This window comes from Candidatus Limousia pullorum (assembly GCF_057405065.1).
In genome coordinates, this window is sequence record NZ_CM171614.1 from 1,499,772 (window position 1) to 1,518,735 (window position 18,964).

At 41.3% G+C, this 18,964-nt stretch carries 18 protein-coding genes and 2 tRNA genes; 18 read left to right on the forward strand and 2 right to left on the reverse strand.

The window, feature by feature from the left end:
• The first annotated feature begins 95 nt into the window (after window positions 1-95).
• The 3 genes from CGICJO_RS06690 to CGICJO_RS06700 all read left to right on the forward strand — a co-directional run bounded on the left by CGICJO_RS06690 (window position 96) and on the right by CGICJO_RS06700 (window position 3,658).
• The gene (locus CGICJO_RS06690; RefSeq protein WP_486498299.1) at window positions 96-2,783 is read left to right on the forward strand and encodes a DEAD/DEAH box helicase family protein; all 2,688 of its coding nucleotides are present in this window, start codon (window positions 96-98) and stop codon (window positions 2,781-2,783) included.
• A gap of 139 nt (window positions 2,784-2,922) precedes the next feature.
• The gene (nrdR, locus tag CGICJO_RS06695; RefSeq protein ID WP_087377416.1) at window positions 2,923-3,378 is read left to right on the forward strand and encodes a transcriptional regulator NrdR; all 456 of its coding nucleotides are present in this window, start codon (window positions 2,923-2,925) and stop codon (window positions 3,376-3,378) included.
• A gap of 109 nt (window positions 3,379-3,487) precedes the next feature.
• Entirely contained in the window at window positions 3,488-3,658 is a 171-nt protein-coding gene (locus CGICJO_RS06700) for a hypothetical protein (protein WP_158096238.1), read from the forward strand.
• 40 nt (window positions 3,659-3,698) lie between these two features.
• Here CGICJO_RS06700 and rnhA read toward each other — a convergent pair whose 3' ends face one another.
• Complete coding sequence (gene rnhA, locus CGICJO_RS06705; RefSeq protein WP_087377418.1) at window positions 3,699-4,136, reverse strand: ribonuclease HI; 438 nt, start codon at window positions 4,134-4,136, stop codon at window positions 3,699-3,701.
• 411 nt (window positions 4,137-4,547) lie between these two features.
• Here rnhA and CGICJO_RS06710 point away from each other — a divergent pair, with 411 nt between their 5' ends.
• The 9 genes from CGICJO_RS06710 (at window position 4,548) to CGICJO_RS06750 (ending at window position 15,112) form a co-directional block, all read left to right on the forward strand.
• A complete protein-coding gene (locus CGICJO_RS06710; protein ID WP_486498300.1) occupies window positions 4,548-6,416 on the forward strand; it encodes a ribonuclease J in 1,869 nt (622 codons plus the stop codon).
• A gap of 24 nt (window positions 6,417-6,440) precedes the next feature.
• Window positions 6,441-8,381, forward strand: coding sequence for a DHH family phosphoesterase (locus tag CGICJO_RS06715; protein ID WP_486498301.1), 1,941 nt, complete (start codon window positions 6,441-6,443; stop codon window positions 8,379-8,381).
• A gap of 26 nt (window positions 8,382-8,407) precedes the next feature.
• The gene (gene rplI, locus CGICJO_RS06720; protein ID WP_486498302.1) at window positions 8,408-8,854 is read left to right on the forward strand and encodes a 50S ribosomal protein L9; all 447 of its coding nucleotides are present in this window, start codon (window positions 8,408-8,410) and stop codon (window positions 8,852-8,854) included.
• A 34-nt stretch (window positions 8,855-8,888) separates the two neighbouring features.
• Window positions 8,889-10,265: a replicative DNA helicase gene (dnaB, locus tag CGICJO_RS06725; RefSeq protein WP_486498303.1), complete on the forward strand. Its 1,377-nt coding sequence runs from the start codon at window positions 8,889-8,891 to the stop codon at window positions 10,263-10,265.
• Window positions 10,255-11,658 carry a tRNA lysidine(34) synthetase TilS gene (gene tilS / locus CGICJO_RS06730; RefSeq protein ID WP_486498304.1) on the forward strand — a complete coding sequence of 468 codons (1,404 nt, stop codon included), beginning with the start codon at window positions 10,255-10,257 and terminating at the stop codon, window positions 11,656-11,658. The genes dnaB and tilS overlap by 11 nt, the downstream gene beginning before the upstream one ends.
• A gap of 18 nt (window positions 11,659-11,676) precedes the next feature.
• Window positions 11,677-12,213, forward strand: a complete 537-nt coding sequence (gene hpt, locus CGICJO_RS06735) for a hypoxanthine phosphoribosyltransferase (protein ID WP_087377428.1) — start codon at window positions 11,677-11,679, stop codon at window positions 12,211-12,213.
• 77 nt (window positions 12,214-12,290) lie between these two features.
• Window positions 12,291-14,240 carry an ATP-dependent zinc metalloprotease FtsH gene (gene ftsH, locus CGICJO_RS06740; RefSeq protein WP_486498305.1) on the forward strand — a complete coding sequence of 650 codons (1,950 nt, stop codon included), beginning with the start codon at window positions 12,291-12,293 and terminating at the stop codon, window positions 14,238-14,240.
• A 679-nt stretch (window positions 14,241-14,919) separates the two neighbouring features.
• Window positions 14,920-14,995: transfer RNA gene (locus CGICJO_RS06745), tRNA-Thr, on the forward strand.
• A gap of 32 nt (window positions 14,996-15,027) precedes the next feature.
• A tRNA-Tyr gene (locus CGICJO_RS06750) sits at window positions 15,028-15,112 on the forward strand.
• Between the two features lie 15 nt (window positions 15,113-15,127).
• On the opposite strand, the gene CGICJO_RS06755 is transcribed toward CGICJO_RS06750, so the two are convergent.
• Window positions 15,128-15,313 carry a hypothetical protein gene (locus CGICJO_RS06755; RefSeq protein WP_486498306.1) on the reverse strand — a complete coding sequence of 62 codons (186 nt, stop codon included), beginning with the start codon at window positions 15,311-15,313 and terminating at the stop codon, window positions 15,128-15,130.
• A gap of 282 nt (window positions 15,314-15,595) precedes the next feature.
• On the opposite strand from CGICJO_RS06755, the gene CGICJO_RS06760 reads away from it, so the two are divergent.
• The 6 genes from CGICJO_RS06760 to CGICJO_RS06785 all read left to right on the forward strand — a co-directional run bounded on the left by CGICJO_RS06760 (window position 15,596) and on the right by CGICJO_RS06785 (window position 18,799).
• On the forward strand, window positions 15,596-15,895 hold the full coding sequence (locus CGICJO_RS06760) for a hypothetical protein (protein WP_486498307.1): 300 nt from the start codon (window positions 15,596-15,598) through the stop codon (window positions 15,893-15,895).
• Window positions 15,874-16,062: a hypothetical protein gene (locus CGICJO_RS06765; protein WP_486498308.1), complete on the forward strand. Its 189-nt coding sequence runs from the start codon at window positions 15,874-15,876 to the stop codon at window positions 16,060-16,062. The genes CGICJO_RS06760 and CGICJO_RS06765 overlap by 22 nt, the downstream gene beginning before the upstream one ends.
• The gene (locus CGICJO_RS06770; RefSeq protein ID WP_486498309.1) at window positions 16,059-16,334 is read left to right on the forward strand and encodes a plasmid segregation centromere-binding protein ParR; all 276 of its coding nucleotides are present in this window, start codon (window positions 16,059-16,061) and stop codon (window positions 16,332-16,334) included. The genes CGICJO_RS06765 and CGICJO_RS06770 overlap by 4 nt, the downstream gene beginning before the upstream one ends.
• Before the next feature lie 96 nt (window positions 16,335-16,430).
• Window positions 16,431-17,138 (forward strand): hypothetical protein, encoded by a 708-nt coding sequence (locus tag CGICJO_RS06775; RefSeq protein ID WP_486498310.1) that lies wholly within the window; start codon window positions 16,431-16,433, stop codon window positions 17,136-17,138.
• A 173-nt stretch (window positions 17,139-17,311) separates the two neighbouring features.
• Complete coding sequence (locus CGICJO_RS06780; RefSeq protein WP_486498311.1) at window positions 17,312-18,274, forward strand: amidoligase family protein; 963 nt, start codon at window positions 17,312-17,314, stop codon at window positions 18,272-18,274.
• 3 nt (window positions 18,275-18,277) lie between these two features.
• Entirely contained in the window at window positions 18,278-18,799 is a 522-nt protein-coding gene (locus tag CGICJO_RS06785) for a gamma-glutamylcyclotransferase family protein (protein ID WP_070100432.1), read from the forward strand.
• The last annotated feature ends 165 nt before the right edge of the window (window positions 18,800-18,964 follow it).

Consider the following 18,964-nt stretch of genomic DNA (forward strand, 5'->3'; position numbering starts at 1 on the left):
CCCGCAGAAATGCGGGGTCGTTCTTTTTTGAATATTTTATGGTCAAAGCAGGATATATTATGGTATTATATTAAAAATAAGTTAGGGGTGATTTGGTGGAGAATTTTAAAAATATTTTATTTTCCGGGAAGTTTCGTGATTATCAGCAGTCCGCTCTGAACAATTTAGGAAAGCACATGGATGATAAAAAAATACATATAGTGGCTGCTCCGGGAAGCGGAAAAACTGTTTTAGGACTGGAGATTATAAGAAGATTAAATGAGCCTGCAATTGTTTTAACCCCGTCGATAACCATTAGACAGCAGTGGGGTGAAAGATTTAATCAGCATTTTGTCAAGGAAAATGACAGAGCAGAATATGTTTCATACTCTCTGAAAAATCCGGCTCTTATCACCTGCGTGACCTATCAGGCTCTGCATGCAGCAATGAAGAGAATTGAGGATGTTGAAAGCGTAGAGGAAACTGAGCTTACTGAAAAAGAGGACTACAGCAATTTTGACTTGGTCGCTGAGCTTAAAGAAAAGAAAATAAAAACAATATGCCTTGATGAGGCACACCACCTTAAAAGTGAGTGGCAGAAAGCTCTTGAAGCATTTATAAAAGCTATGGGCGATGATATTTTTGTGGTTTCCCTTACTGCGACTCCTCCTTATGACAGTACGCCTGCCGAGTGGGACAGGTATATTTCTACTTGCGGCGAAATAGATGAAGAAATTTTTGTGCCTCAGCTTGTGGCTCAGGGAACACTCTGTCCTCATCAGGATTTTATATATTTCAACTATCCCACTGATGAAGAGTTCGAAATAATAGATTTATACAGAAAGAAATCAAATGAGTTTATAAAAAAATTTGTTTCAGAAAATTTTATGGCAAGAGCTGTAGACGTTTCGGGAATTTTTAATCTTAATAAAAATGAAAGCTGTTTTTTGGAATATCCGCTGGAATTTACCGCTTTTATGACAACTTGTGAGGAATGCGGAGTTTTTGTTCCGGGAGAAATTGTAAAATTGATTACCGTTAATAAAGGCTTGCCGAGATTTAATTCTAATTATTGTCAGATAGCTTTGCAGTTTATCATAGACCACGATGAAATATTTACTAAAGAAATTTCTGAAGAAATTAAAAATATTTTAAAGAGGAATGGACTTATTGAAAAAAATACGGTGGCTTTGACTAAAAGTAAAGAGACCGATAAGCTTTTAATTTCATCTCTTGGTAAACTGAACAGTATGGTTGAAATTGTAAAAAGTGAATGGAATAACCTGAATAAAGGTTTAAGAATGTTGATTTTGACAGACTATATCAAAAAGGAGCTTTTGGATTCAGTGGGCAATGACACTCCTTTTCATACAATGGGAACGGTTCCTATATTTGAAACTTTACGACGCAGTATTTCCGGGGAAATAAAGATGTGTATTTTAACCGGTTCCCTTGTGGTGATACCCTGTGAGATTTTTGAGGCTTTGAAAGAGATTGCTCGAAGGGATAATGTCGAGGTATCGGCTTCGGAAATTAACGAAACAGGATTTTTGAAGGTTGAAATTGAGGGAACTTCAAAAGAACGTGTCGCTCTTTTAACGGAAATGTTTGAAAAAGGCTTTATAAATATTCTCATTGGTACAAAATCTTTATTGGGTGAGGGTTGGGACTCTCCGTGTATAAATTCTCTGATTCTAGCAAGCTTTGTCGGCAGTTTTATGCTTTCTAATCAGATGAGGGGAAGAGCTATTAGAGTAGATAGGAATAACCCTAATAAGGTTTCAAATATATGGCATCTTGTGACGGTTTTGCCGGAAAGTGTCAGCGATAAAAAGTCTCAGCTTGTGAATAAAATAGTCGAGGGCAAACCGGATGAAATATTTGGCGCAGACTATGAAACGGTAAAAAAGAGATTTGAATGTTTTATGGCACCTGCATACAGTGTAAATGTTATTGAAAGCGGAATATCAAGGCTTGATATTATTAAACCGCCGTATGATGCAGAGGGAATAAAGAATATAAATATTAAAATGCTCTATTTGGCTTCTCAGCGAGATAGAACAGCAAAAAGCTGGTTTGACGCCATGGGTAACGGCAAATATACCACAGTTGTTGATGTTAATCAAATAGAGAAAGAAAAGTTCCCAAGAGGTTTTGTGTATAGAAACTTCATCGGTGAATTTTTGTTTATAATGTTTTATTTGCTGTTTTGTCGTATAGGCAGCAGCTTGTTGTTTTTCTCGGAGCCTATATGGATAATGATAGTTGTAATTTTATCTTTGGTGGCCATTCCTGTTTGTATAGTCGGAGTGTTGAAATTTGTCAGAATGATTTCGCCTAAAAAGGCTATGAAATCTTTAGCAAACTGTGTTTTAAAAACTCTTACTGAAACCGGAAAAATTCAAAAGGGCGGATATGTGACAGTTGCTTCTGATACATCTAACACATTTATTTACTGTACTTTGGAAAATGCATCTGTAAGAGAAAAACAGATTTTTTCTCAGGCTATAGGAGAAATGTTTTCTTCTATTGATAATCCCAGATATGTGTTTGTGAAAAAGGGCTTGGGCGGACGAAAGAGCTACAGTAAAAGCTATTCATGTCCAGGTATTCTTGCAGGAAATAAGGAAACCGCTGAGCTTTTGGGAAGAAATATTGAAAAAATTATGGGTAAATATTATCTTATATACACGAGAACAGAGCAGGGAAGAAAGGAACTGCTTAATTGTCGCAGATATTCCTTTTTGAACATAAATGACGCTCTGTCAGGAAAGAAAAAAATGGTTAAGTCTAATTGGAGATAATATTAAAATATGATGATTTTATAGGGGAAAACGGTCTTTTTGTGTCAAAATAGCCTTTTAAACTATTGAAATAAATTGAATATTTTGATATAATATATTACATGATGATGATGTTATTTTAGACAAAGAGGTGTTGTAAATGAAATGTCCATACTGTGGTTATGAGGAAAGTAAAGTTATAGATTCCAGACCTGCCGATGACGGTGAACGTATAAGAAGACGCAGGGAGTGTCTCGGCTGCGGCAAGCGATTTACAACACATGAAGTGATTGAAACAGTTCCTATAATTGTTGTAAAAAGGGACAGATCCCGTGAGGTTTTCGACAGAAATAAGCTTTTGTCCGGAATACTCAGAGCCTGCGAGAAAAGAAAGGTTTCAATCGAGCAGATAGAAAAAATGGTAGACGATATTGAGATGAAACTGCAAAATTCTCTTGACAGAGAGGTTACTTCTCAGTTTATCGGTGAGCTTGCAATGGAAGAGCTTAAAAAGGTTGACGAGGTTTCCTATGTGCGTTTCGCTTCTGTATACAGACAGTTTAAGGATATAAATACTTTCCTTGAAGAGCTTAACAAGCTTATGTCTGAAAAGTAATATAAAATATTTTAAGGCGTGAATTTTATGTTCACGCCTTTTTCTTTTGCATAACTGTATTTGTTCCCGACAATAATATTTTCAGATATTTTGAAAGGAGTGTTTGCAGTTGAAAATGAACAACAATATGTATATCGATGACGAGAGAAAAAGTGTTATGGATAAGCTTGCCCCCTCAAGGAAACAAATGGAGAATTACAGAAATATCGCTTCTGTTGTAGCCAGAGAGTGTGGAATAAAGGACAAAAACTATATGAAGGATAAGGAAGTAAAAAATTAAAAAAGGAGTGCTTAATGCACTCCGTACATATAAAATTATTTTAACTGTACTTTTCAGCCTGAGCTACGGCAAGTCGGTCGCATCGCTCATTTTCCGGATGGCCTGCATGACCTTTTACCCAGACGATGGTTACTTTGTGCTTGTCGTATTCCTTGAGAAGTTCATCCCAAAGATCCGGATTGAGAGCAGGGTCTTTTTTGTTGCGCATCCAGTTGTTTTCCTTCCATTTTTTAGCCCATCCCAGCTTCAGTGCGTTGCAAACATACTGAGAATCGCTGTAAAGTGTTACCTCGCAGGGCTCCTTGAGCATTTTAAGGGCAGTTAAAACGGCGGTGATTTCCATTCTGTTGTTGGTTGTGTTGGCTTCTCCTCCGCTTATTTCTTTCTCTTTATCTTTGTATCTGAGAATTGCGCCCCAGCCTCCGGGCCCCGGGTTTCCTTTACAAGCTCCGTCTGTGAAAATTTCAACAGCTTTCATATTATCTCCTTATTTATCACTTATATTTAGTATCCGAATCGCCGGATTTGACTTTATTTACATATAATTATATCCGTTAATATCTGTCACGTCAACAAAAACAAGGGTATTTTAAGGCGGTTTAATGTAATTCCTATGGGACTTGACATAAAAGAAATAAAAGGTTAATATATAGGTAATGATTTATATGCTCGGAATCTATGCCTAAATGAACATTAGAGTTTTAAGTTTTTGAGATAATTATTTTGTAAATTGTTCTTTTGGGCTGATAAAAAGGGTTTGGTTTGACCTTTTATTTGTTACGCATTAAAGCACCGTTGAGAAATTGTTCGGGAAATTAAATGGTTAACGGTGCATTATTATATAGAATCAGAACGAGAATAATTTATTTATTTACGGAGGTAAAAATAAGTGATTAAAGAAAAAAGTAAATATAACAAAAAGAGCGCACCCCGTATGACAGGAAAGAAAAACACCAGAAACGCCGGATATGTAAAGGGCGGAAACCGTGACGGCGTTATGAAAAAACCTGGGGATATGGGGCTTGAGTATATTTCTCAAAATGAACCTGAGAAAAGATATAAAAATAAAAAGAGCTCTTTTAAGCAGATAAAGAAGGATGCTCCGGTTATTAAAATCTCCTTTTTGGGCGGTCTTAATGAGATAGGAAAGAATATCACTGTTTTTGAATGTAACAACGATATTATTATTTTGGACTGCGGAATGGCTTTCCCTGACGGTGATATGCTTGGTGTAGACCTTGTTATCCCTGATTTTACTTACCTTGAACAGAATTTTGATAAAATCAGAGGTTTGGTTCTCACACACGGTCATGAAGACCACATAGGAGGTATTCCTTTCCTTTTGAAGAAACTCAATGTTCCGATTTACGGAACTGCTTTGACAATCGGTCTTGTGGAAAACAAACTTAAAGAGCATGGTATAAATCATTCCACAGGACTTAATGTTATCAAAGAAAGCAGCAACATTGAACTGGGATGCTTTAATATTGAGTTTATCCATGTAAATCATTCAATACCGGATGCGGTGGGAATTGCAATTCATTCTCCGGCAGGTACAATTGTTCATACCGGCGACTTTAAAATCGACTTCACACCGGCATCAGGAAAGATGATTGATCTTCCTAAGTTTTCAAGACTGGGCGACGAGGGTGTTTTGGCTTTGATGGCTGAAAGCACCAACGCAGAAAGACCCGGCTTTACTCCCTCTGAGGCAAAGGTTTCCGACAGCTTTGACGGTCTTTTCAGACGTGCCGAAAAGAACAGAATTATAATCGCCACCTTTGCTTCCAACATAAGCAGAATACAGCAGATTATCAACTGCGCCAATAAGTACGGAAGAAAAGTTGCTTTTTCCGGAAGAAGCATGATAAACTATCTTACCGTTGCCCGTGAGCTGGGATATATAAATGTGCCTGAAGGTGTTATAATTGATATTGATATGCTCAATAAATACACCGCAGAGCAGATTGTGCTTGTTACAACCGGAAGCCAGGGTGAGCCTATGTCGGCTCTTTCCAGAATGGCTTATTCTGACCATAGAAAGGTAGAAGTAGGCGTCGGAGATTTTATCATTATTTCAGCTAATCCGATTCCGGGAAATGAAAGAACTGTGGGTCACGTTGTTGACGAGCTTTTAAAGAGAGGCTGTCAGGTTGTATATGAATCCATGTATGAGGTTCATGTTTCCGGTCACGCATGCAGTGAAGAGCTTAAAATAATACACAGTCTTGTAAGACCTCAGTACTTTATTCCGGTACACGGAGAGCAAAAGCACCTTATAAAACACGCTAACTTAGCTGCGTCTATGGGTATGAGCAAGGATAGAATTTATGTGGGTGATATCGGAAGAAGTATTGAGCTTTCAATTGACCATATGAAAGAGGTTGCTCCGGTTCCTGCCGGCAAGATTTTTGTTGACGGTCTCGGAGTTGGAGATGTAGGAAGCATAGTTTTGAGAGACAGAAAGCACCTGGGACAGGACGGACTTATTATTATTGTTGCGTCAATAGACAGCTATGACGGAAGACTTATAAGCGGTCCTGACATTGTTTCAAGAGGATTTGTCTATGTTAGAGAAAGCGAGTCACTTTTGGACGAGGTAAAACAGCTTGCCTATAAAGCTCTGGAGGATTGTTATAAGAACGAGGTTCACGAGTGGGGAACAATCAAGAACAAAATAAAGGACGATGTTTCAAAGCTTATAACTCAGAGAACAAGAAGAAGTCCGATGATTTTGCCAATACTAATGGAAGTATAATCCACTTTTAAAAGGGGTTTAGCTATGAAGAACAAAAGTTGGACGGTCATACCGTTTTTCGGAATCTTTTCTGTGGTTATGTTGTTTATGGCGCTTTATACTTTTCAATATAGTCAGCTTATGGGTTATATCGAGGTTTCTATTTCGATTATAACTATGGGCGTTACCATTTATGAAACCTATAAGTTTAAAAGCAGAATTTATGAAACTGTGCGCAGCGCCTTTAGAAGCCTTCACAACGCTGACGCAGAGTATCTGGAAAGATTTCGTTTTCCTGTTGTTCTTGTTGACGACAACGGGGCTATTATATGGTATAACCAGATGTTTTTGGAGAGCCCGGCAAATATGCTGGACCCGTCGGGAGAGGATATCTCCGATTATATAAGTCACAAAAGGGTGGCTGATGTTCTTGAAAAGGCGGGAACAGACATTGAGTGCAACGGGAGAAAATTTACTGTTTATGCAAACACTTGCAAAAAAGGAACTCTTCTGTATTTCTTCGACAATACCTATTTTAAAAATATTGAAGAGGAGTACTCAGAGAGCAGAAGCGTTGTGGCTTCCATTGCCTTTGATAACAGGGAAGAGTTTATAAACGAAAACGAAGAGGAGAGCGCAAGAGTTTTGCTTACTCTGGAAAATACTTTGCAGAGATGGGCGGCAAACTACAAGGCTCTTTATAAAAAGCTTTCCGGCGGCAGATACATGATTATCTTTCAGGAGAGAGATATTCAAAAGCTGGTTGAAGAAAAGTTTAAAATACTGGACGAAATTAGAACTATTAAATATAACGATTTAAGCGCAACTATCTCTATAGGCGTGGGAAGATACGCTACAACCGCAAAGGAAAGTGAAATGATGGCCCGTGCGGCTTTGGATATGGCTTTGGGACGAGGCGGAGATCAGGCTGCCGTTATGAAAAGCGACGGTTATGAGTTTTTCGGCGGAGTTTCTCAGGGCGTAGAGAAAAGAAGCAAAGTAAGAACAAGGGTTATCGCCAACGCAATGCGAAACTATATTGCCGCCTGTGACAAGGTATTTATTATGGGTCATAGATTTTCAGACCTTGATTGTGTGGGCGCCGCTGTAGGCTTGCACTGCATGATAACCAAGGCTTTGGAGAAGCCTGCCTTTGTTGTTATCAATAAGGAAAAGACAATGGCGAAATCCCTTATTGATATGATTGAGGAAAACGAGGAAGAGGATGTTTTCAAATCTCCAAGCGATGTAAGCTCTAAGGTTACTCCTAATTCTCTTTTGATTGTTGTTGATACACATTCACCAAGCTTTTTGGAAAGCGAAAGCTTTTATAAGCAATTTGAAAAGGTTATTGTTATTGACCATCACAGAAAGATGGTCAACTACATATCAAATACATTGATATTCTATCACGAAAGCACAGCTTCATCTGCTTCGGAAATGTGCGCCGAGATTATAAATTATCTTGCAGAAAAGTGTCTTACCTCCTATGCGGCTGACGCCCTTATGGCTGGTATTATGCTTGATACAAAGAACTTTATTGTAAAAACCGGTGCAAGAACCTTTGAAGCGGCGGCGTTTTTGAGAAGACGTGGTGCTGATACCGTTGCAGTTAAAAAGCTTTTCTCAGAGAATATCAAAACCTATAAGGAAAAATACAAACTGGTTTCCGCTTCGGAAATTTACCGTGGCTGTGCAGTGGCTTTTGCCGACGACACAATAAAAGACCCACGTCTTGTTGCCGCTCAGGCGGCTGACGAGCTTTTGGGCGTTCAGGATGTTTCGGCTTCCTTTGTTCTGTTTATGACAAACGGAAACACGGCGAATATCTCTGCCAGAAGCTACGGAAAAATAAATGTTCAGGTTATTATGGAAAAACTGGGCGGCGGCGGTCATCAGACTATGGCGGCTACTCAGATGCCTGACACCAGTATGGAAAGTGCAAGACAACAGCTCTTTGACGCTATTGATGATTTTCTTGCATAAAATATAATTTACGGAAGGTGAACAAAATGAAAGTAATCTTACTTCAGGACGTAAAATCTTTAGGAAAAAAAGGCGAGCTTGTTAAGGCTTCCGACGGATACGCAAGAAATTTCCTTTTCCCAAAGGGACTTGCAAAGGAAGCTAACGCTCAGGCTATGAACGAGCTTAAAAATGCTGAAAATTCCAAGCAGTATAAAATTGAAACAGATATCAAAAAAGCCAACGAAGCTAAGGCTATGCTTGAGGGTGAAACCTTTAAGATGACAGCAAAAGCCGGCAATGGCGGAAGACTTTTCGGAAGCGTAACTCCAAAGGAGATAAGCGCAGAGATTAAGAAGCAGAAGGGTATCGATGTTGACAAGAGAAAGATTACTCTTGACGCTGATATCAAGGCTTTTGGCACATATAATGCAGAAATCAAGCTTTACAACGGAATTATTGCAAAGGTAAAGGTTCAGGTAAGCGAAGCTTAATTTTAGTAGTTTGAATTAAAAGGAGGGTGAAAATATGGCCGATTTGAATATGTCGGGTGGCTTGGACGGAATAAATATGCCTTACAGTCCTGAGGCTGAACAGGCGGTGCTGGGTGCAGTTATAATGGAGCCGGACTGTCTTAACAGGATTGTGGGAATTTTGACTAAGCCGGAGTATTTTCACCTTTCCTTACACCGCACAATATATTCAGCAATGCTGAGCATGTACACCCAAGGCAAAACGGTGGATTATGTCACCCTGATGGAAGCCTTAAGGATGGACAAGAATTTTGATGAAACCAGCGGAAAGGCGTACATAGTCAGACTTGCCGAGAACTGTCCTGCTGTATCAAATGTTGAGATTTACGCAAATATTGTCCGTGAAAAATACGACGTCCGCAGCTTGATAAACGCCGCAAGGGAGATTATCGACGAGGCGTCGGGAAACGAGTACGAGCCTTCAATTCTTCTGGACTCAGCTGAGCAAAAGATTTTTGACATAAGAAAGGGCAAGACCGTTGACGGACTGGAAAGACTCAATGAGGTTATTTTAAAGACCTTTGACAGACTTGACCTTTTAAACAGCGATGATGACGACAGCATGAAGCCGATACCTTCGGGAATCGGTGACCTTGACAGAGTTATAACAGGACTTAACAGAAGCGACCTTATTTTGCTTGCGGCTCGTCCTGGTATGGGAAAGACAAGCTTTGCCTTGAACATTGCCAAAAATGTTGCCTGCATAGCAAAAAAGAGGGTGGCGTTTTTCTCCTTGGAAATGACAAAGGAGCAGCTTGCTTCACGTCTTTTGTCCACAGAAGCTCTTGTAGGCGGTACAAAGCTTAGAACAGGAAAGCTCAACGAGGATGAATGGCAGAGACTTATTTCTGCCGGCGATGTTTTGAGTAAAACCGAGATTTATCTTGACGATACGCCTGGTATCACAGTTCCTGAGATAAAAGCAAAGCTTCGCCGTCTTAAAAATGTGGATTTGGTAATCATTGACTATCTCCAGCTTATGTCCAGCGGAAGAAGAATAGACAACCGTGTTCAGGAGGTTTCTGAAATTACCAGAAATCTGAAAATTATGGCTAAGGAAATAAATGTTCCCCTTATCACACTTTCACAGCTTTCCCGTGCCAGTGAACAGCGTTCGGAACACAAGCCTCAGCTTTCCGACCTGAGAGATTCAGGTTCTATCGAGCAGGACGCAGATATTGTTTTGTTCCTGTACAGAGAGGGCTATTATGAGGATAAGTCCAAAGAAGCTCAGGCTCAGTCAAATGTGGACAGAAATTCCGGTGAATGTATTGTTGCTAAAAACAGACACGGCGAGACAACCTCAGTAAAGCTCCATTGGCAGGGCGAATTTATGCGTTTTACTTCTGTGGAGGCAAACCGTGACCAATAATATTTTTTTTAATAATATAGAAGCTGAAAAAACAGCTTCTGTTTTGGTTTTAAATAAGATTTGTGAAGCTGAACACCGTTATAATATCTTAAAAGGAAAGGAACATATTATTGTGGCTCTTTCCGGCGGAGCGGATTCGGTTTGTTTGCTTCACAGTCTGTATATGCTTAAAAACAGCGGAAAATATGATTTTAAGCTTTCGGCGGCTCACTTAAACCACAATCTGCGTGGTGAAGAGGCAGAAAGAGATTTGAAGTTTTCAAAGGATTTTGCAGAAAGCTTAGGCTGTGAATTTTTTTCGAGAACTGTGGATGTGGCGCAATGGGCGAAAAAGCTCAAAGTCAGCACTGAAACCAGCGGAAGAATTAAAAGATATGAATTTTTTGAGGAGCTTTCAAAGTCATTAAAAGCGGCGGTGGCTACTGCTCACACAGCTTCTGACAACAGTGAAACCGTTATTTTTAATATGGCGAGAGGCTCTTCCATAAAAGGACTGGCGGGTATCCCTCCTATAAGGGGAAAGGTAATCCGTCCTTTGCTTTTTGTCACAAGGGAAGAGGTGGAAAGTTATTGCCTTGAGAACAATCTTTCTTTTGTGACAGACAGTACAAATCTTACCGATGACTATACAAGAAACTCAATAAGGCACAAAGTAATACCTGTATTAAAGGATATAAACGAGGGCGTCAACGGAAATATTACAAGACTTTCAAGGTCAGCAAGGCTTGTTGACGATTTTATGACCCAGTGTGCCAAGGACGCCGTAAAGAATACGGAGTGCAGGTGCAGTCTTTTAAAGCAGCTTCATCCGGCTTTGCTGAGTTACTGTATAAATTATATTTATTTTAAAAAGACAGGGGACAATATAAATCAGAACAGGCTTGTTGAGCTTTGCTCTGATATTATTTCTAAGGAAAAAGGCGCTGTTCAGATTAACGAAAAATACACAGCCTGTATTGAAAAAGGCTGTTTTAAAATCAAAGAAAACAGCTTTGACAAGGAAATAAAAAAAGGACTTGTATATCTGAATTTAGATGATATAATAAATGGTAGCTACCCTAAAAAAATCACTGTTCAGGGTACTGTTTACAGCTTTGAATTGGTGGATTGTTTAGAAGACGACGGGGTGGTTTTAGATATTGAAAAGTGCCGTGGCGCAGTTTTCAGAACAAGGGATGACTGCGATGTTTTTACACTAAAAAAACGCAAGGTTACTAAGTCCCTGAAAAAATATTTTAACGAAATAAAAATGCCGGCTGAGAAAAGATACTCGGTTCCTCTTGTGGCTGTTGACAACAATGTATTGTGGATAGACGGAATCGGAGCGGCATATGATGTTGAATTCAGTAAAAATTCAAAAAGAGGAATTAAAATTTCAGTTTCTCGTCACTAAACGGAGGTATAATTTACTATGCATCAGGATATTGAAAGAATACTGCTTTCCGAAGAGGAAATTGCACAAATCGTTGACAGAATTGCTGACCAGATAAACAAGGATTACCAGGGCAAAGAATTGATGCTCATCGGTCTTCTTAAAGGCAGCATTTCTTTTATGGCTGATCTTATGAAGAAAATCACTGTACCATGTAAAATCGACTTTATTGCAGCTTCCAGCTACGGAAACGGTACTGTAAGTAAGGGACGAGTTAATATTCTGAAGGACGTTTCTCAGTCTGTTGAAAATATGGATATCCTTATTGTTGAGGATATTATCGACAGCGGAAACACACTTTCCTTTATTTCAAAATATCTTGCGGCGAAACATGCAGGCTCAGTTAAAATCTGTACATTGCTCAATAAACCTTCAAGACGTCAGACAGATATCCCTGTGGACTATGTCGGCGTTGACATCCCTGATGAGTTTGTTGTGGGTTATGGACTTGATTTTGCTGAGTACTACAGAAATCTTCCGTATATAGGAATACTCAAGCCTTCTGTGTATTCATAATGAATGAGAAAATAACTGTTTCTTCGTTTACATAATATAGAGAGGATTTAGTATAATAAACAAAGGAGTGGATGATATTGAACAAAAACAAGCAGATTAAGAATCTACTTTTGTATTTGGGTCTGCCGATTTTGGTTATTCTGCTGCTTTTGTTCTTTTTGAGAGGCGGCACGTCGAATACCATGACTTATTCCGATGTGCTGTATCTTTTTGAGGAACAGAAAGTAGAGGAATTCAGCGTCGATGCCGGAACCGGCGTCCTCACCATGAAGCTTGAGGAAGGCGCAAAAATTCCAAGCCTTGAGGATAAGCAAATGATGCAGAATCAGGGACTTTTCGGCGATGGAAATTCCAGCAGTAACCTTATAGTAGAGTATAAGCTGGCAAGTGTTGACCTTTTCTACAGCGATGTAAAGGAGTATATCGACGAGTACAACGCCGATAAGCCTGACAGTGAAAAGCTTACATTCGATATTCAGCGAGCTGCTGACAGGTCTATTTGGCTGGAAATGCTTCCTACATTGATAATGTTCGTAATTATCGGTGTGTTCTGGTTCATTTTGATGAAGAAAATGGGTGCAGGACTTGGCGGCAAAGAAATGACCTTTGGTAAAGCCAAGTTTAAAAACTCCAACGATGAAAAGAAAAAGACAACCTTTGCAGATGTTGCCGGCGCTGATGAGGAAAAGGAAGAATTGGAAGAGATTGTTCAGTTCCTTAAAACACCGGAAAAGTATAACAAATTGGGAGCAAAAATACCTAAGGGCGTGCTTTTGGTGGGCCCTCCTGGAACAGGTAAAACATTGCTTGCAAGAGCTGTTGCAGGCGAAGCCGGTGTTCCTTTCTTCTCAATTTCAGGTTCTGACTTTGTTGAGATGTTCGTTGGTGTCGGTGCTTCCCGTGTAAGAGATCTCTTTGATACAGCAAAGAAAAATTCACCTTGTATTGTATTTATCGATGAAATCGACGCCGTTGGTCGTCAGAGAGGTGCAGGCCTTGGCGGCGGCAACGACGAAAGAGAGCAGACACTTAACCAGCTTCTTGTTGAGATGGACGGTTTCGGCGCAAACGAAGGTGTAATCGTTATTGCAGCTACCAACAGACCTGACGTTCTTGACCCGGCTATCCTTCGTCCTGGACGTTTCGACAGACAGGTTGTTGTTGGATATCCTGACATCAACGGAAGAGAAGCTATTTTGAAGGTTCACGCAAGAGAGAAGCCTTTGGCTCCTGATGTAAATCTTAGAACTATCGCTTCTTCAACAGCCGGATTTACCGGAGCTGATTTGGAGAATGTTTTAAACGAAGCCGCTTTGCTGGCTGCAAGAAAGAATAAGAGAGCTATAACCATGGAGGAAATCGAGGAAGCCACAATCAAGGTTGTTGTTGGTACTGAGAAAAAATCCAAGGTTATGTCTGATAAAGAGAAGAAGCTCACAGCTTATCATGAGGCAGGTCACGCTATCTGTACTCAGTATTGTCCGACACAGGATCCTGTTCACCAGATTTCAATTATTCCAAGAGGAAGAGCAGGAGGCTATACTATGAGCCTTCCTACAGAGGATAAGACCTACAGCTCAAGAAATGAAATGCTGGAGGATATTGTGGTTCTTTTGGGCGGACGTGTGGCAGAAGCTCTTATTATGGGAGATATCTCCACAGGCGCTTCTAACGACATAGAAAGAGCTACAAGCACCGCAAAGTCAATGGTTACTAAGTACGGTATGTCCGATGTTCTCGGCCCTGTTTGCTACGGTTCAGGCAACAATGAAGTGTTTATCGGCAGGGATATGGGACAGGTAAAGGACTATTCCGAGGAGACAGCCGCTAAGATTGACCAAGAGATTTTGAGAATTGTCAATAACGGTTACAAGGCTTGTGAGAAGCTTTTGAAAGACCATATTGACCAGCTCCACAATGTTGCCCAGTATCTTATCAAGCACGAGAAGATGAGCGGCGACGAGTTCAGAGCAATGGTAAACGGAACTTTTGAAGAAAAAGCTCCGCTTCCTGAAGGCGAATATTGATAAATAATTTTTACAGCCGTGGCTTTTGCTGCGGCTGTTTTTGTGTTTTGGGATAATTTTTTATGGTAAAGCTTTTGGGGCTGTGAAGCGTCTCTTATGCATTTTATATGGAAGTGAGTTTTCTTATATCTTAAAATAAAAAATGCAGGAGAGAGGAAATAATAGCACGTAGGAGTGTTTTTATTTTGAAAATTTTACAAAAAATATTTAAATAATTCTCTTGCTAAATTGCGGATTTGGGTTGAAAATAAAATTTAGAAATAAAAAATTATCTGTTCTTAAAAAAATAAATTTCAGGAAACTGTTTTTTCTAAAATTTTTTTGAGAATAATATTTTCTGTTGAATAAAAAATAGGAAAAAACAAAAAATAATTTTGAAAAAATCAAAAAAATTTTTTTGTGTTTTAATATTTTTTTAAAAATTAAGTATTTATCTAAAGTTTTTGATTATGAGAATGGATGTGATTTTGACTATATAAAGGTGCGATGATTACCTGTTTGATTGTGCAAAATATACTACAAAAATAGGGAAAATGCAGCTTTTTAAAATAAAATCATTTTGTCGGAAATTTTTCAAAAAAAATTTGAAAAAAGTGTTGACAAATGGGTAACCCTGTGGTATTATATAACAGTCGCAGGGAGACAGCGACAAAACAAAACAAAAACAAACACCAAAAACGCTGGTGTAGCTCAGTTGGTAGAGCAGCTGATTTGTAATCAGCAGGTCGGGGGTTCGAGTCCGTCCACCAGCTCCAAAAGAGGACTGCTAAATGCAGTCCTTAAATATGGGAGAATTCCCGAGTGGCCAAAGGGGGCAGACTGTAAATCTGTTGTCAGTGACTTCGGTGGTTCGAATCCACCTTCTCCCACCATCTGGGGTAGACACTTTAGATGTCTACCCCATTTTTGTCAGTATTCATGCGGGTTTGCGGGCTTTTTAGAGCGCAAAATCCAAAGTGATTTTCCATAGATGCCTTTTCCCAAAAATAGCAAAACAAAGACTTTTTATGAGCATAAGCGGAGTTTTCACCTGATTTTTCAGGCTGGGAACTCCGCTTTTTTGCGTTTACCACTCTTTTTTCCCGCCCACGGAACTGTAAAAGTTTTCGGCAGATATATAGATAGATTGACGGAAGCCCCAAATGGGTCAATTTCAAGCCCTCAAAATACAAGGGGGTAGTGCGCCCTTTTTCAGAACCGCTCCGGCTGAATGGCCGGGGCGGTTTTCCGCTTTCCCCCCTCTCACACTCTCCCCCTAATACTTTACCAGATGGGAAAGAACAAGATAACTCTAAGCTCTAACTCAGCAAAGATCTCAAGTTTTCAACAACCAACAAGAAAGGATGAGTAAAACCATGAACATTGGCATCGACCATGGCTATTACGCAATCAAAACCCGGCATTTTTCTTTCCCAGCCGGTATTGCAGAGTATTCCCATGAACCCTACACCTTGCAAAACACACTGGAATTCGGCGGGAAGTTTTATGTCTGCGGAACCGGCAGACAGCCGATCCTGCGCAACAAAATGGAAAACGACAATTACTACCTGCTTACCCTTGCAGCCATTGCCAAGGAAATCAAACAGCGAGGTAGAAAAACAGAGTGTTCGGTGCGCATTGCCGCCGGACTGCCATGGAATCGGGGTTTGATCTGAAAGCTATCCCGGTGGTGATGCTGGGCGGCGGCGCATCGGTAGTCAAGGGCAACGTGAGCGAACAGGACAGCCTGTGTCGGGTTTTTGCCCTGATAGACGACAAGGTAAACGCTGAAGGGTTCGAGAGGATTTTGGGGCAGTTTTCGGGCAGTGTGGGCAAGGCATGAGCAGGCCCCTTTTTATGTTCCGCCCCAACCTCCAGAATGAAGAACATCGCAGGGCGTGGCAAATCCTGCAGGCTGTGCCGGAAGGTCAGAAAAACGCCTTTCTGGTACAGGTGATTCTGGAAAATGCCCAGCGAGAAGAACTGGAAACAATTCTGCGCCGGGTGCTGCGGGAAGAACTCAAAGCTGTGCCTTCCCAGCCAGTACCGCAGCAGGAAGAAGCCATTCCGCAGGAGATGATGGGCTTCCTTGGTTCCCTGCTGGAAGAAGAATAACCCCCACATAGCCTTTATTGGTTGTGACGTTTGTCGAGCCTGCTTTGACTGAAAGGTTGTTGGTCTTGGTAATAGCTTTATCCGGTGGGTTGCAGTATGCTTGTGTTGCCCGAAAGGGAAAGAACGAAAAAAGGAGCGATAGGCGTGGAAACAAAGGGCGTAACCTGCAAAATTCCGCTGGATCTGCATAACCAAATCAGCGAGGAAATCAGGGAAACAGAAAGCACGATGAGCAAATTCATCGAAATGATCATCCGGGAACATTATGAGAAAGGGGCTAACAGAATTATGGAAAAAGGAAGAACATTAGCATTTCAGGTGAGCGAGGAATTGTTCCAGAGGGTAAAGGAATACCTTGAAAACTACGAGAAAGCCTATCATCGCCGCCTCACCCAAAAAGAATTCGTGATTGGGCTGATCGAACAGGCGCTGGAAGAAGCGGAAGAAGAATTCGAAGCCGCCAGAGCAGCCGAGCACGAGGAACAGGCTGAAAACGGCTGGGAAGCAGCAGAAACCGCTGAAAGCGATGAGGACGAGGAAGTATCCGATGACGAGGCACCAGAGGACTGGGACGAAGAAAATGGCGAAACCGAGGGACTCAGTGCTGATGAAGAAACAACCGGAAGCAGCTGGGAACCTGCAGAAAACACCGAAACCGGTGAGGGCGAGGAAGGACCCAGCGAGGATGATGAGGATACTACACCGGAAAGCTGGAATCGGGATGAGGAAGAAGAAACCGAGCCGGATGACGATACCATAGAATCCGGCGAAACCAATGAAAATGAAGATGAAACCTACGCATAACACAGCCAGCAGCAGCCCGCAGTTTCCTGCGGGCTGTTTTCATATATATTTCATTTCACCATGGGAAAGGGGCGATGTCCATTGATTGTATATTAGTCTTTGCGATTATTACAAAGGAGCGTGATATGTAAACGACAAAACAAAAATATAGATCATGGAGTATCGGGAGGTGAATGCCATCGATTGATCTGAAAGACCAATACTTCGGCTGTGAAATTGAGATGACGGGACTCACCCGCCAGCAGGCAGCAGAAGCCATGGCTTCCCTGTTTGGAACCAACGCTGTCCATTCCCGTTCATCCCGCACCTACGATCCGTGGGAAGTGACCGATAACGAGGGAAAAACATGGCGGTTTGTTTACGACTCCAGTATCCATGGTTCTCATCGAACCGGGCGGCAGCAGATTCCAATCGGTGATGGTGACTACAAGGTGGAGATGAATTCCCCAAAACTGGAGTACAGCGAAATGGGAAAACTGCAGGAAGTTGTCCGTACCCTGCGTCATGCGGGGGCTGTTGTCAATGGAAGCTGCGGTATGCACGTCCATGTGGACGCTTCTAAGCATACACCGCAGAGCCTGAAAAATGCCCTTTCCATTATGTATTCCAAAGAGGATATCCTATTCAAAGCCTTAAATGTGAATGAGAGCCGGGTGGAACGCTGGTGCCAGAAGGTGCGGGAACCCATGCTGGAGAAAATCCGCAAACTTCCAAGCAATACTACCATGGATCGGTTAAGGCGGGAATGGTATGAAGGTTCTGACGGAAGCTACGAGCATTACAACTGGACAAGATACTATGCCTTAAACCTTCATTCTGTGTTTTACCGTGGAACCTTGGAATGGCGCTGTTTTGAAAGCACCCTCCATGCAGGCAAAGTCAGGGCAAACATCACGCTGGCACTGGCGATCTCCGCACAGGCTATTAACCAGAGCCGAACAGTCATGCGGAAAACCGAGATCAGCGAAAACCCCGCCTTTACCTTCCGCACCTTTCTACTGCGTCTTGGGCTTATTGGACCGGAATACAAAAATGTGCGGGAACATCTGCTTTCAAACCTTCCCGGCGACCGGGCATGGCGCTACGATAAAGCTCAATACCCCAGCCTGCAGAACCGCCAAAACCATGAACGATAGGAGATGATCAAAACCAAAGAAAAACTTTATTTTGCGTATGGTTCTAATATGAACCTGAATCAGATGGCGTTTCGCTGTCCGGATGCAGAAGTTGTGGAATCTGTTCGGTTAGAGGGATACCGCCTTGCGTTCCGCACCAATGGCGGCGGGAATGGCGTTGCCACCATTCTGCCGGAAGAAGGAAGCTATGTGGACGGCGTCCTTTGGCGTATTTCCGAACGGGACGAACAGCATCTGGATCATTACGAAGGATTTCCCTTTTTATATGGGAAAGAGCCTGTTACAGTGACAAATCAGGACGGAGTCAGACGGGAAATCATGGCCTATACCATGAACAGCCCGTATAAAGACAAACCCGCCATGCCCTCTGTTTCCTATTTGGAAGGTATTCTGAATGGGTGCAGACAAAATGGGATCGATACCCAAACTGTAATCGAAGCGGTCCGCTGTACACAGCAGGAACTGCCTCAGAAGGTAGTCCCCCACAAAAAACAGCGCCATCCCAAACACAAAGAAGAACGATAAATTGACTTGCCCCCGTAGGTTGAGAGTTTTCTTTCAGCTTGCGGGGGCATTTTTTATTTTATCCGAAAGACCAACTATAAAAAGTCAATAGGAAAAATAAAAAAATAACGAATAAGGGATGAAAAAATATGCAAGACAAAAAGACCTGAACAAAAAGTCCAAGTC